Origin of the sequence: Niallia sp. FSL M8-0099 (assembly GCF_038006945.1) — a bacterium.
GTDB lineage: Bacteria > Bacillota > Bacilli > Bacillales > Cytobacillaceae > Niallia > Niallia circulans.
Genome location: NZ_JBBOWF010000001.1, coordinates 21269 through 35879, shown reverse-complemented (window position 1 = coordinate 35879; position 14611 = coordinate 21269). Strand labels below are relative to the sequence as shown.

The window sequence follows — 14611 nt, the reverse complement described above, 5'->3', positions numbered from 1 at the left end:
CTCCATTTTTTCCTTAATGAATTACTCCATGGATTAAAAAACTATTTAATCATTTTTTCAACGTAACAGCACTCTTTAGGCCTGGGGTAGAAGGAATAATATTTATCCATGTCTTTCCTGGTACGAGTCCAACTTGTTTATCTTCTTTAAATGGGAGAATTCGCCCGTTTATATTTTTCCAATTTACTTCCTGCCATCTTCCATGCTGTAACAAATATGCATTGCCGCCAGATAGTAAATCAATGTCTTTCCTTCCTTTATTATCAACAACCTTATGACTGGTTTCAATAATAAAAACATTATCTACCGCAACAGATGCCTTAGTCTCATTATCTATTGTTTGTTCTCCATCTGAAAAACGAATATATTTCTGGACATCCTGATCATATAAAAACTGTGAATTATAGTTTGGATTTTCCCCATAATTAATGCTAATCGAACTTGACTCTTCTCCCTCGATTTCCTCTAACCCCTTTGTATTTAAAAATAACAAAGGTTCTGGTGCCCCCTTAAGTGAATAATTCTTTGCATTTGCCCCCTTCTCAATATTAGCAAAGCTTATGTAAGAATTATGAGGTGCAACTCGGTCAGGGGACCTTTTAAAGAGGGTGCCATCATACTCCATCCCATTTAAATTATCAATATAACCGTTTGTAAGTAGTTTTTTTGCTTCTGGACTATATCCATGAGCAATATATAAACTATTATAACCCTTTGCTAGCTCGATATAATAGTCTCGGGAACTACGGACAGGGCCAATAAGCTTAGGGTTTGAACTTTGAAAAATCGCTAGAAATCGGGTAACTTCTCCTTCTGCTAATACTTCATACACAATATCTGCTTCTGTCAGTCCTGTTTGAGGTCTCGCTTTAGGATGATTATTAATCATAACAGAAACTGCACGATTCGTACTTTCTGTGTTACTTGGCAGCCCAGATAGTGGATACAAAGTGGAAAGATCTGTTATCCCCTCTTCATCCTTCGCTCCATTGCTGGTCTGATTACCATTATGTTTTCCTACATCTTTCGGTTCACTATTGCAGGCTGTTAAGATAAAAAGCAGAATTAGAGAAACAATCCACCTTTTTTTCATAGTCCCCTCCTATTTTGTTATCGGTGCAATGGGAATGTTTGTGACTATATAACTACTCTGCTTATAAGAGAATAGAACTTTATCCACTAAATATATCAGAATATTCTAATTAAACAACAGGACTCTTTTATATTTTAACGCATTATCGCTGGAAAGAGTACAGTTTTATTCATTACATCATATAAACCTTTTTGGGTTATTCGAATATATGGTAAATGAGTGGAGGTAAAAAATACAATTGTATAAATTGGGTCCTCATAACGATAACCTCTGTCCTTTATATATTCGAATAGTTCTTTTTCTTTTTCAATTAATTCTTCCATCGGCATGGAAGCCATCATCCCTCTTAATGGCAAAGGAATTTCTATATCAATCTTGCCGTCTTTCACTAAGACAATCCCTCCGCCTATTTCTTTTAATCGTTCAAATGCGGTTATCATATCTTTTTGACTTTTTCCTAATAACACAATATCTCCATCACCTGTATAAGAACTAGCCATTCCTCCAATTCTATTGGAGAAGCCCTTTAATAAAGTATTGATTCGCCATTCTCCTTCTCGGTCAATCAACATGAAATAACATTCATCATGTTCCTCTGTCAGAATAGTATCAGAAACATTAATGGAAATGGAATATGGCTTTGTAATGACGGCATTTTCCAAGCTTATTCCAAACGGCATCGAAAATTGCATATCAAGACTATTTACATTCCACTTTATATCTAATGGACTTAAATCAAACTGTTTCCAATCAACAGGAGGATACGCCTCTTTCATTTCTTTGCCATCTTTTTTCACCCAAATTCCTTTGGCTAATACAGAAACAGGAGTTGGATTTTTTTTATCCTTCAGAAAGTTGATATTTGCGACTCTTCCAGTTGCAATATTCCCATGCAAATGTTCCATTCCATGATATTTAGCGATATTAATGGTTGCCATATTATAGGCATCTATTACTGGTACGCCATGATTCATCGCAATCCGAATAAGCTGATCAATATGACCATTTTCATAAAAGGAAGAAGGAGATCCATCTGTTGTTAACATAAAATAATCATAATGTTCAATTCCCAATTCTTTTATTTCCTTTAATAATTTCGGTAAATCTGGGCGAATAGACGAATAACGAAGACTAACTTTGTATCCTTGGAGCAAACGATTTAACACTTCTTTCCCTGTCATTGCTTCATGATCACTATCCACTCCGAGCAACATCAATTTGGCCAGTGTTTTCTCCGATGCTCCTGGAAAATGTCCCTCAATTCTTTTTCTTAATCTCTTCGTCTCCTGCATCCAATGAAGCATCATATCGTCACCATCGAGAAGCCTCGGCCATCCCGTTAGCTCTCCACCTTGAATAACTGCCTCATGCTCCAGCCAACTTTTTACATTCCCATGAGAAAATACCAGTTCTTCCTCTTGTAACTCTGTTTGAGCATCATACCTGCCCCACCATAATATGGTGGAAGGAATATCATTCATAAAGTTCAAAAAAGTAAACGCTTTCTTTTTTTCTAACTGCATAGCCAATACTAAGTTATCATTTATATGTGTCGTTGTTCCAAATTGTGATGTATATCGGGCTAATGTTAGGGGATTATAAATTTGAAAAGGATGCGCATGTGGTTCAATGTACCCTGGAACTAAAAAAAGATTAGTGCAATCAACAATTTCTGCTCGATCTATTTGTTTGGGCATATCGTTGCCCACATAAATAATTCTATCTTGATATATCCATATATTAGCAAGAAACCACTTTCGTAAGACCTGATTTAAATAAGTTGCATTCTTTAAAACGATTGAAGGGGATTTTTCACCATTCAAAATGGATACATGGTCACGCAAAACTTTGTTTTTCCATCGATATCGTTGAGCTAACACTACGCTTCCTCCCTTTTCATATCTGTAACCTGTATATAAAAAAATGTAACAATTTTTCTTTATTTATTTGATGAAGAAATTGTATGGAATTTCCTAAGATTAACATTATTTTACCATATAAAGTAACAATTCATATTACCGTTTTGTTAAATTTATGTAGGAGGAACGAAACTTATGAATCCAAAACAAAATATAAGTTTGATTAACGCGCTTATTCGAATTACTTGCGGCTTTACATTTCTCGCATGGAGCACAGCAAAAATGGCCAAGAAGCCTTATAAACAATCTTATTTACTTATTGCTCTACTTGCTGGAATGAAAATTGCAGAAGGGATTGTTCGTTATTGTCCAATTGTTGCTCTTTATGAGAAAAAGGATGCAATTATGCCAAAATCCGAGCACAGCCATTCTAAAAGTAAAGGTTCCAATATACCTTCATCTGGTAATAGTAAAACCACTAAATCTGCTTCGTCATCTAAGGAAGTTGCTGAGATGATGGAACAATTTAGTCCAGAGAAAATATTTTCCCCAGATGATATGAAAAAATAATCACTACATGGGCTATCCAAGAGATTGGATAGCCTTTATCTCTTACTGATTATAGGTTTAGGATTACTTGGATGTGGTAAATGCATAACAGAAATGAACGAAGGAGCTGATCAAATGACAAATCCGAAAAATCCACTGGATCTATACTATAACGATAACTTTCCAAAACAATATCAGGAGCCTCCTGGTGTCCAAGCTAAAATGGACCCCCAACCTGACTGTGGAGAAACTAGCTATCAAGGATCTGGTAAATTAAAGAATCGAAAAATATTAGTTACCGGTGGCGATTCTGGAATTGGGCGTGCAGCTGCCATCGCTTATGCTCGTGAAGGTGCAGATGTAGCGATTAACTACCTTCCAGAAGAACAAGAAGATGCTGATGAAGTACAAAAGCTAGTCGAAGCAGCAGGGCAAAAAGCTGTTCTTATACCTGGAGATTTAAGTGATGAAAGTTTCTGTAAAGACTTAGTGGACAAAGCCTATAATGAGCTTGGTGGACTCGATGTATTAGCTTTAGTTGCAGGTAAACAACAAGCAGTTGATGATATTATGGAACTTTCTACAGAGCAGCTACGAAAAACTTTCGAAGTAAATGTATTCTCTCTCTATTGGGTAGTGAAAGCAGCACTTCCATACTTACCAAAGGGAGCTTCTATTATCACAACTACGTCTGTTCAAGGCTATAACCCTAGCCCAAATTTACTAGATTATGCTCCATCTAAATTTGCTATCAATGGCTTTACTCGTGGACTTGCCAAGCAATTAGCATCTAAAGGAATCCGGGTAAACTCCGTTGCTCCAGGCCCAATTTGGACTGCCTTACAAATTACAGGCGGACAGCCAAGTGAAGCCATCCCAACGTTCGGTCAGCAAGCTCCATTAAAACGAGCAGGACAACCAGTCGAACTATCTAGTATTTATGTTTTCTTAGCATCCGATGAATCTAGCTATGTTACCGCACAAATATACGGTATAACAGGCGGAATTGAATTAGCATAAATTTTAAAGTGGAAGTTCTTTCATTGCCTATGTTAATGGACTAAGAGGAGCTTCCTCTTTTCCTTTTAGCCTTCTTTTTCTGCTTCCGGGCACAGAGAGCCTTTCTCTATTGCCTTTCACTATATATACGTATGTTATCCAATTAACATACTAAAATAACAAAAAATCCCCATATGCAATCAACAAAGTTCGCATACAGGGTTTTCTTCTTATTTTATTGCTTTAAAGCCAATGTCTTTTCGATAAAAAATACCATCGCTTTCTAATTTCTCTAGTTCCTTATATACTTTATCCTGTGCCGCTTTTAATGTACGGCTCTTAGCAGCAACTAACAAAACACGTCCGCCATTCGTGGTAAATGCACCAGTTTCACTTAGGTCGGTTCCTGCATGAAAAATAGAGACATCCTCCATTTTATCTAATCCTTGGATAACCGCACCTTTTTCATATGCCCCTGGATAGCCTTTTGCCGCAATGACTACTCCTAGCATATCCTCTTCATACCATTCAATCGATGGAGTTTCTCCATTTAAAATAGATAAAATGACTTCCACTAAATCGGACTTCATACGTGGCAAGATAACTTGTGTTTCTGGGTCCCCTAGTCTTGCGTTAAACTCAATTACTTTGGGACCTTTATCTGTTGCAATTAAGCCAGCGTATAAAATACCTGTAAACGTTCTGTCTTCTGCTATCATTGCTTTTGCAGTTGGTTTGACTATTGTTTCAATGGCAGTTTGCACGATTGCCGGATCAATATGTGGAACAGGAGAATAAGCCCCCATCCCCCCTGTATTTGGCCCTTTATCTCCGTCAAAAGCACGTTTATGATCTTGCGCAATTTCTAACGGAATCACAGTTTCTCCATTCACAAAGGACATTAAAGAAAATTCTTCTCCGGCTAAAAACTCTTCAATAACGACTGTTGCAGATGCACTTCCGAATTTTTCACCAACAAGCATTTCCTGGATGCTTTCTAGTGCCTCTTCCAGGTTCATAGCCACGGTTACACCTTTTCCTGCTGCTAATCCGTCTGCTTTAATAACAATTGGTGCACCCATTTCCTCAATATATGCTTTCGCCGCCTCATAATCCGAAAAGGTTTGGTATTCCCCTGTTGGAATTTGATATTTCTTCATTAAATCTTTTGCAAAAGATTTGCTTCCTTCTATTTCTGCGGCACGTTGATTCGGACCAAATACTTTTAAGCCAGCTGCTTGAAATGCATCTACTACACCCAGAAGTAACGGTACTTCTGGGCCGACAATGGTTAAATCAATCTTTTGCGTAAGTGCAAAATCAACCAGTTTTTCGACCTCTGTTTCTTCTATTGCAACACGCTCTGCCACATCAGTCATTCCTACATTTCCTGGCGCTACAAAAACTGTTTCAACTTTTTCACTTTCGCTTACTTTTGTACAAATCGCATGCTCCCGACCACCGCGGCCAATAACAAGTACTTTCATTCTTTTATATCCCCCAAGCTTTCAAGATATTAATGTTTGAAATGTCTTACTCCTGTTAATACCATTGCAATTCCGTATTCATTGGCTTTTTTGATGGAATCTTCGTCACGAATACTTCCACCTGTTTGAATAATTGCTGTTACTCCCGCTTTTGCAGCCGCTTCAACCGTGTCATCCATCGGGAAAAATGCATCTGATGCTAATACTGCCCCTACTGCTTTTTCTCCTGCTTGCTCTAAAGCAATTTTTGCAGAACCAACACGATTCATTTGCCCTGCACCGACACCTAGCGTCATTTCTTTGTTATTTACTACAATGGCATTTGACTTAACGTGCTTCACAATTTTCCATCCGAATTTCAGCGCTTCCCACTCTTCGTCTGTAGGCTTCTTGTCTGTAGGAATGGTGATGGTAGCATCCTCTAGAGAATAGCGATCAAAATCTTGTGTTAATAATCCACCCTCAATCGAAGTGAATTTCATTTCTTTGCTGCTCCCTGTTCCAAAAGGAATCGTTAATAAACGGATATTTTTCTTTGCTTGTAAAATATCTAATGCTTCTTGGGAATACGAAGGAGCAATTACTATTTCTAAGAAAATTTCATGCAGTTTCCTAGCTGTCTCTGCATCTACTTCTCTATTTAATGCAATAATCCCGCCAAAAATAGAGACTGGATCTGCTTCATATGCTTTAGAAAAAGCTGTGAAAATATCTTCGCCTGTCCCAACTCCACAAGGATTACTATGTTTAATCGCAACTGCAGCAGGATCTGTAAATTCTTTTACAATTTGGATAGCAGCATCTGCATCATTGATATTATTGTAAGACAGCTCTTTTCCGTGCAGTTGCGTTGCATTTGCAATCGAAAATTCAGATCCTAAAGGCTTGCGGTAAAAGGCTGCCTTTTGATGTGGATTTTCTCCATAGCGTAAAGATTGTTTTAGTTCATATGTAACCGTTAATTTCTCTGGTGTTTCCTCTTCCGTAAGCTCTGTCATATATTCTGCAATCATCGCATCATAAGCAGCTGTATGACGGAACACCTTTGCTGCAAGTCTGCGTCTCGTTTCAAACGATACTTCTGCTTTCTGCTTTAATTCCGAAATAACCGTTTGATAATCAACAGGATCAACCACTACTGTTACATACTGATGATTTTTTGCCGAGGCACGAAGCATTGTTGGTCCGCCAATATCAATATTTTCAATTGCATCTTCTACTGTTACATCCGGCTTCGCAATCGTTTGTTGAAAAGGATATAAATTAACACATACAAGTTGAATTGGATCAATCTTATGCTCTTCTAATTGAGCAGCATGACTAGGCTCATCGAATTTAGCAAGCAATCCTCCATGAATATAAGGATTTAAAGTTTTCACTCTACCTTCTAGGATTTCAGGAAAGCCAGTGACTTCACTAACACTCATTACAGGAATCCCACTATCTTGAATTGCCTTTTTTGTTCCGCCTGTCGAAATTAACTCAAAACCTAATTCATGAAGCTCTTTTGCAAAATCTGTAATACCTGTTTTATCAGAAACACTAATTAACGCTCTTTTTTTCATTATTATTCCTCCTGATATTTCATGCCTGTTGATTACGTACTTATTAATGAAATGCTTCTGCTTTATGGAGCAATTGTTGAATTACCTTTGGATATAACTGGTGCTCTAACGCCTGGATTTTTTCTTGCACGCTTTCCCTAGTATCTTCTTCAGTTAAGGTAATGGATTCTTGCGCAATAACGGGACCGGTATCCATTCCTGCATCCACATAATGAATCGTAATGCCCGTTTGCTCGACCCCTGCCTCTATTGCTTGTCCTATGGCATCCTTGCCTGGGAAAGATGGCAGAAGAGATGGATGAATATTGATTATTTTTCCTGCATAAGCTTGTAAAAGTGTGTCGCCTACTAATCTCATATATCCTGCAAGAACAATTAAATCAATTTTATTCTTATCTAAATGCATTAAAATTTCTTTTTCATACTCCGCTTTTTCTGGATAATTCTTCGCTGCAAAAACAAAGGTGGGAATTTCTTCTTTCATCGCTCTATCAATCACATAAGCTCCTGGTTTATCTGAAACTAATAGAGTAATAGAGGCATTTAATTCGCCTCGTTTCACTGCATTTATTATTGCCTGAAAGTTAGATCCATTACCAGAAGCAAAAACAGCAATCCGCTTCATATACATTCCTCCGCCTTTATTTGAGGATGATATTTATTTCCCCGTCGTCTGTTACTCTTCCAATTGTATACGCCTTTTCTCCTATTCGAGTAAAGTGATCAATGATCTGTTCTTCGTCCTCATTGCTTACAGCAAGAACCATTCCCGTTCCCATATTAAAGATGTTATACATCTCTTTACGATCGATTTCGCCAATTTTCTCCATTTTTTCAAAAACAGCAGGTACTTCCCAATTAGCTTCGTCCAATTCCATTCCCAAACCATCTGGAAGCATTCTTGGAATATTTTCGATAAATCCTCCCCCAGTAATATGAGCGAGACCTTTAATTTCAAATTCTTTTAGAGCAGAAAGAACGGGCTTTACATAAATTCTAGTCGGCTTGATTAACTCTTCTCCTAATGTACAGCCGAATTCCTCGATATAATCAGATAAAGACATATTCGCTTGTTCGAAAAATAATTTTCGCACTAGAGAATAGCCATTGCTATGAATACCGTTAGAAGCAAGACCAATCAAGACATCCCCTGCCTGGATTTTTTCACCTGTTACAATTTTTTCTTTTTCACAAGCTCCCACAGCAAATCCTGCTAGATCATATTCTTCTTCCTCATACATGCCCGGCATTTCAGCTGTTTCTCCGCCAACCAACGCACATCCGGCTTGCTCACAACCGTCTGCAATTCCTTTGACAATGGCCTCGATTTTACTAGGCTCAGCTTTTCCACAAGCAATATAGTCAAGGAAATAGATTGGTTCTGCCCCTTGGACGACGATATCATTTACGCACATTGCCACAGCATCAATTCCAATCGTATCGTGCTTATCCAGCATAAAAGCAAGCATTAACTTTGTTCCTACCCCATCTGTCCCCGATACCAAAACGGGGTTTTGTAAATTTAGAACAGATAAATCAAACATGCCGCCAAATCCGCCTAATCCCCCCAGAACGCCTGGGCGAATCGTTTTCTTCACATGCTTCTTCATTCTTGTTACTGCCTCATAGCCTGCTTCTATATTAACGCCTGCTTGTTTATAAGCCTCAGCCATTTTATGCCTCCTAAATTGTGATAATTCAATGGAAAAGCGACATCATCGCATGCCGCTTTTCTTTTATTTACCGTTATTGTTACACTTTTTCATATGGATGATCAGCGTTCGGATAAATTTCAGTTGGGTACTTGCCAGTAAAGCAAGCTAAACAATGCCCTCTATTTTCTCCATCATCTGTACGGCCAATCGCATCAATCATTCCTTCTGTGCTTAAGAAGATAAGAGAATCAGCACCAATTATTTCACGAAGTTCTTCAACGGAATATTTCGATGCTATTAGCTCTTCTTTAGTAGATGTATCAATTCCATAGAAACAAGGATTTTTAATTGGTGGAGAGCTGATTAATACATGCACTTCTGTTGCTCCTGCTTCTCTTAGCATCGTTACAATACGTCTACTTGTTGTACCACGTACAATAGAATCATCCACCATTATTACTCTTTTCCCTTCTACCACTCCCCGAACAGCCGAAAGCTTCATCTTGACACCTTGCTCGCGAAGGGATTGCGAAGGTTGAATAAATGTTCTGCCAACATAGCGATTTTTAATCAGTCCAAGCTCGTACGGTATTCCTGTTGCTTCCGCATATCCGATTGCTGCAGAAATACTAGAATCAGGTACTCCCGTTACTACATCTGCTTCAATTGGTGCTTCGATTGCTAATCTTTTCCCAAGATTTTTACGCGCAGTATGGACATTGATCCCATTGATGTTGCTATCAGGTCTGGAAAAATAAACATACTCCATTGTACACATTGCAATATTAGATGCGACAGAAAACATCTCTGAACGAAAGCCATTGTCATCAATGATCAACAGTTCTCCCGGCAAAATATCACGAACAAACTCTGCTCCTACGACATCAAAGGCGCATGTTTCAGACGCAACAACATAAGCATCTCCTAATTTCCCTAAAGAAAGAGGACGCATTCCATTTGGATCTAAGGCAACCATTAATTCTGTTTCCGTTAAAATAAGAAAAGCATAGGCACCTTTAATCATTGTCAGTGCATTTTTCACTCTTTCCTTAAAAGCCGCAAAGCCGCCTCTTCTAATTAAATGTGCAAGCACCTCTGTATCAGAGCTTGTTTGAAAAATACTTCCTTGTGCTTCTAGCTGGCTTTTTAAAGCTGTCGCATTTACTAGGTTTCCGTTGTGAGCAAGTGCCATACTTCCGCTTTGGAAGTGGAACAGAAGAGGCTGGACATTTTCATAGCCTCCTCCTCCTGCTGTTGCATAACGCACATGACCTATTGCTGCTTTTCCACTTAATTCTTTTATTGCTTCTTGCGTGAAAATTTCAGAGACTAATCCCTCTCCCTTGATTCCCTTTAATTTTTCACCATCTGTTGCTACAATGCCAGTGCCTTCTTGACCACGATGCTGTAAGCTATGCAGTCCATAATATGCCAATTGAGATGCATCCTCATGTCCCCAGACACCAAAAATGCCACATTCCTCATTTAACCCTCTTATTTCAGCAAGCATGGAATTGCTCCTCTCCAGGCGTTCGTTAATGAATCAACCTGCTCATTTACTAGAATAGTTTCCCCTTGGCTAATGGTAAGAACGACTGTATCTGTAACTTCTCCTACTAGTGTAGCAGGAACTAATTTTTCAAAAGTCTCTTTGTTTTCTGGTTTAATTGAAAGCAAGAAACGTGATTGTGATTCACTAAAAAGTGCTGTTACAGCATCTTCTGTAACATTTACTTTTGCTCCTAAGCCTTTTGAGCTGATTAAGCTTTCCGCAACAGCAACTGCTAACCCGCCTTCAGCTAAATCGTGAGCAGATTCTACAACGCCTGCACGAATTGCCTCCAGCACTGCTTGCTGATACGTTTTTTCAAGCTCTAAATCTAAGGAAGGTGCCTTGCCAGAAATAGTTCCTTCAAGCATTTTTTGCAGCTCACTTCCGCCAAACTCTGCTTTTGTTTCCCCGAGCACATAAATTAAGTCACCAGCAGATTTAAAGCTTTGTGTAGTAATGTCTTTCGTATCCTTTATTAATCCGACCATGCCAATGACAGGAGTAGGATAGATAGCTGTTCCATTTGTTTCATTATATAAAGAGACATTCCCGCCGATTACTGGTGCATTCAAAGCTAAGCAAGCTTCACTGATTCCATCTGCCGCTTTTTCAATTTGCCAGAAAATCTCTGGTTTCTCTGGATTTCCAAAATTTAAGTTATCTGTAATGGCAAGTGGTTCTGCCCCAGAACAAACAATATTACGTGCTGCTTCTGCTACTGCAATCTTGCCGCCTGTTTCTGGATCTAAGTATAAATATCTTGCATTACAGTCCGTTGTCATCGCTAATGCCTTTTTCGTTCCGCGAATACGTACTACAGCTGCATCAGAACCTGGCGCCACTACTGTATTCGTACGAACCATATAGTCATATTGATTATAAACCCACTCTTTGCTTGCAATTGTAGGCTGTTTTAACAGATTAAGAAGTGTTTCTCCATAGTTATTTACGGTAGGAATATAGTTTTCCATTGCTTGGAACTCGCGATAATATGTTGGTTCACTAGATGGCTTATGATAGACAGGAGCATCCTCTGCTAAAGCATCTGCAGGAACATTTGCTACTATTTCTCCTTTATGAAGAAGACGAAGCATTTTATCATCTGTTACAACACCAATTGCTACTGCTTCTAAATCATATTTATGGAAAAGATCTTTAATTTCTTGTTCTCTTCCTTTTTTTACGACAATCAACATACGTTCTTGTGATTCAGAAAGCATCATTTCATAAGCAGTCATTCCTGTCTCACGCTGTGGTACTAAATCTAAATTCATTTCAATACCAGAGCCGGCTTTACTCGCCATTTCTGCACTAGAGCTTGCCAGTCCTGCAGCACCCATATCCTGAATACCAACTAATGCATCTGATTGAATCAGTTCAAGACATGCTTCAAGAAGAAGCTTTTCCATAAATGGATCCCCAACTTGTACTGCTGGACGCTTTTCATCTGAGTTCTCTGTTAATTCCTCAGATGCAAATGTCGCACCATGAATACCGTCACGTCCTGTTTTGGCTCCAACATACATCACCGTATTCCCGACACCATGCGCTTGGCCTTTTTTAATATCCTCATGATTAATTAAACCAACACACATCGCATTTACAAGAGGATTTCCAGCATAGGAATCATCAAATGCAATTTCTCCACCAACTGTTGGAATCCCTATACAGTTACCATAGCCAGCAATTCCAGCAACTACTTCTCTAAAAAGATATTTTGTCCGTTCATTATCTAATTCACCGAAGCGTAAAGAGTTAAGAATAGCAATTGGTCTTGCTCCCATGGAGAAGACATCACGGATAATTCCACCTACGCCTGTTGCAGCGCCTTGATATGGTTCTATAGCAGATGGATGGTTGTGACTCTCGATTTTAAACGCAACCGCTTGACCATCGCCAATATCTACAATTCCTGCACCTTCGCCAGGCCCTTGTAACACTTGAGATCCTGTAGTTGGGAATTTTCTTAATACTGGCTTTGAATTTTTATAACTGCAATGTTCTGACCACATAACAGAAAATAACCCAATCTCCGTATAGTTAGGAAGACGGCCAAGAATTCCTTCTACCATCGCAAACTCTTCATCCGTCACACCCATTTGTTTGTAAATTTCTTCTGATTTAATTTGTTCTGGACTTGGTTCAAGCATTAACGACATTTGCTTCCCTCCACTGACTAACGATTGATTTAAATATTTTCAGACCATCTGCTCCACCTAATAGCTCATCTACCGCTCTTTCTGGATGTGGCATCATGCCAAGGACATTTCCTTTTTCATTTGTGATTCCCGCAATATTTTCTAAACTTCCGTTGGGATTTGTACCATTATAAGTAAAGACAATTTGGTTGTTTGCTTTTAAGTTTGCTAATGTTTTTTCATCACAGTAGTAATTCCCTTCTCCATGCGCAATTGGTACTGTGATTACTTCATTTACATCATATTCAGAAGAGAACATTGTACGATTATTCACTACTTGCAGTTCAACTGGCTTACAGATAAACTTTAAGCTTTCATTTCTTCGCATTGCGCCAGGCAGTAAACCTGCTTCTAATAATATTTGGAATCCATTACATACACCTAGAACTGGTTTGCCTGCTTCTGCTGCTTTCACTACTTCTTTCATTACATTACTGAATCTTGCAATTGCTCCTGTACGAAGATAGTCACCATAAGAGAATCCCCCAGGCAGCAAAATTCCATCAAAGCCTTCTAAGCTGTCTGTATCATGCCATACGTATTCTACTTCTTCTCCAAGCTCATCTTTCACCGCATGGAACATATCAACATCACAATTGGACCCTGGAAATACGATTACTGCAAACTTCACTGTGCAACAACCTCCTCCACCTCATAGCGGTAATCTTCAATCACGGTATTAGCAAGTAGCTTTTCGCACATTTCCTTCACTAGTTCATCGATATTTCGTTCTGATTTATCAATCGTTAATTCTAAATACTTCCCGATACGGACATCTTCTACTTGTTTATAATTTAATGAATGTAGGGATCCTTTTACCGCATTTCCTTGTGGATCTAATACACTTTCTCTTAATGTGATATATACTTTAACCTTAAACATATTGGCTTCCCCCTAGTCTCGCTAAAATATTTTCATATGCATCTGTTAAATTTCCTAAATCGCGGCGAAATACATCTTTATCTAATTTCGCATTTGTTTCTTTATCCCAAAGACGGCATGTATCTGGCGAAATTTCATCAGCAAGAAGAACATTTCCCTCTTTGTCTTTGCCAAATTCTAATTTAAAATCAACTAGGTTAATTCCCAATTCTCCAAACAACCTGCATAATACTTCATTTACTTCCAATGCCTTCTTCTTTAAAATGGCAACTTCCTCTGTTGAGGCAAGCTTTAATTCTTCGATATGGTCCTCCGTAATCATGGGGTCACCTAATGCATCATCTTTGTAGTAAAACTCAACTAGCGGTTTTGATAACGAAATCCCCTCTTTTATTCCTAATCTTTTTGAAAAACTGCCTGCTGCTAAATTTCGAACAACTACTTCTAACGGAATAATGTCTACTTTTTTCACAAGCTGTTCTGTTTCTGACAATTTTTTCACGAAATGCGATGGAATACCAAAGTCTTTTAACTTTAAGAATAATAAACTAGTAATCTCATTATTTAATCGACCTTTGCCTGTAATAGTTGCTTTCTTCTCTCCATTAAAGGCAGTAGCGGAATCCTTATATTCCAGCCAAACTATATTCTCATCCGAAGTTTCATACACTCTTTTTGCTTTTCCTTCATACAATAAAGCTCTCTTTTCCATTTGAAGAGTCTCCTTATCAAAAAAATTAGGGATAAAACGAAAAATTCTAACTTGTAATTC

The 14611-nt window shown here is 38.4% G+C and carries 13 protein-coding genes; 2 read left to right on the top strand and 11 right to left on the bottom strand.

Annotated features, from left to right (window positions below):
- Positions 1-49: 49 nt before the first annotated feature.
- A complete protein-coding gene (locus NSQ92_RS00145; RefSeq protein WP_061801299.1) occupies positions 50-1093 on the bottom strand; it encodes a DUF3048 domain-containing protein in 1044 nt (347 codons plus the stop codon).
- Between the two features lie 134 nt (positions 1094-1227).
- Positions 1228-2973: an adenine deaminase C-terminal domain-containing protein gene (locus tag NSQ92_RS00140; protein ID WP_047944705.1), complete on the bottom strand. Its 1746-nt coding sequence runs from the start codon at positions 2971-2973 to the stop codon at positions 1228-1230.
- Positions 2974-3147: 174 nt separating this feature from the next.
- Between NSQ92_RS00140 and NSQ92_RS00135 the strand changes: the two genes are divergently transcribed.
- A complete protein-coding gene (locus NSQ92_RS00135) occupies positions 3148-3522 on the top strand; it encodes a YgaP-like transmembrane domain (protein ID WP_082138451.1) in 375 nt (124 codons plus the stop codon).
- A 114-nt stretch (positions 3523-3636) separates the two neighbouring features.
- On the top strand, positions 3637-4521 hold the full coding sequence (locus NSQ92_RS00130; protein WP_047944706.1) for an SDR family oxidoreductase: 885 nt from the start codon (positions 3637-3639) through the stop codon (positions 4519-4521).
- Positions 4522-4730: 209 nt separating this feature from the next.
- Here NSQ92_RS00130 and purD read toward each other — a convergent pair whose 3' ends face one another.
- The 9 genes from purD to purC all read right to left on the bottom strand — a co-directional run bounded on the left by purD (position 4731) and on the right by purC (position 14551).
- Complete coding sequence (gene purD, locus NSQ92_RS00125; protein ID WP_047944708.1) at positions 4731-5987, bottom strand: phosphoribosylamine--glycine ligase; 1257 nt, start codon at positions 5985-5987, stop codon at positions 4731-4733.
- 29 nt (positions 5988-6016) lie between these two features.
- The gene (purH, locus tag NSQ92_RS00120; protein WP_047944709.1) at positions 6017-7552 is read right to left on the bottom strand and encodes a bifunctional phosphoribosylaminoimidazolecarboxamide formyltransferase/IMP cyclohydrolase; all 1536 of its coding nucleotides are present in this window, start codon (positions 7550-7552) and stop codon (positions 6017-6019) included.
- A 43-nt stretch (positions 7553-7595) separates the two neighbouring features.
- Complete coding sequence (gene purN, locus NSQ92_RS00115; RefSeq protein WP_047944710.1) at positions 7596-8177, bottom strand: phosphoribosylglycinamide formyltransferase; 582 nt, start codon at positions 8175-8177, stop codon at positions 7596-7598.
- 16 nt (positions 8178-8193) lie between these two features.
- The gene (gene purM, locus NSQ92_RS00110) at positions 8194-9225 is read right to left on the bottom strand and encodes a phosphoribosylformylglycinamidine cyclo-ligase (RefSeq protein ID WP_047944711.1); all 1032 of its coding nucleotides are present in this window, start codon (positions 9223-9225) and stop codon (positions 8194-8196) included.
- Between the two features lie 79 nt (positions 9226-9304).
- Positions 9305-10717, bottom strand: a complete 1413-nt coding sequence (gene purF, locus NSQ92_RS00105; protein WP_047944712.1) for an amidophosphoribosyltransferase — start codon at positions 10715-10717, stop codon at positions 9305-9307.
- Complete coding sequence (purL, locus tag NSQ92_RS00100; protein WP_341152215.1) at positions 10702-12918, bottom strand: phosphoribosylformylglycinamidine synthase subunit PurL; 2217 nt, start codon at positions 12916-12918, stop codon at positions 10702-10704. The genes purF and purL overlap by 16 nt, the downstream gene beginning before the upstream one ends.
- Positions 12902-13588 carry a phosphoribosylformylglycinamidine synthase subunit PurQ gene (purQ, locus tag NSQ92_RS00095; RefSeq protein WP_047944716.1) on the bottom strand — a complete coding sequence of 229 codons (687 nt, stop codon included), beginning with the start codon at positions 13586-13588 and terminating at the stop codon, positions 12902-12904. The genes purL and purQ overlap by 17 nt, the downstream gene beginning before the upstream one ends.
- Positions 13585-13839 carry a phosphoribosylformylglycinamidine synthase subunit PurS gene (purS, locus tag NSQ92_RS00090; RefSeq protein WP_047944717.1) on the bottom strand — a complete coding sequence of 85 codons (255 nt, stop codon included), beginning with the start codon at positions 13837-13839 and terminating at the stop codon, positions 13585-13587. Before purS ends, purQ begins: the two co-directional genes overlap by 4 nt.
- A complete protein-coding gene (gene purC / locus NSQ92_RS00085) occupies positions 13832-14551 on the bottom strand; it encodes a phosphoribosylaminoimidazolesuccinocarboxamide synthase (RefSeq protein ID WP_047944718.1) in 720 nt (239 codons plus the stop codon). Before purC ends, purS begins: the two co-directional genes overlap by 8 nt.
- Positions 14552-14611 lie beyond the last annotated feature (60 nt).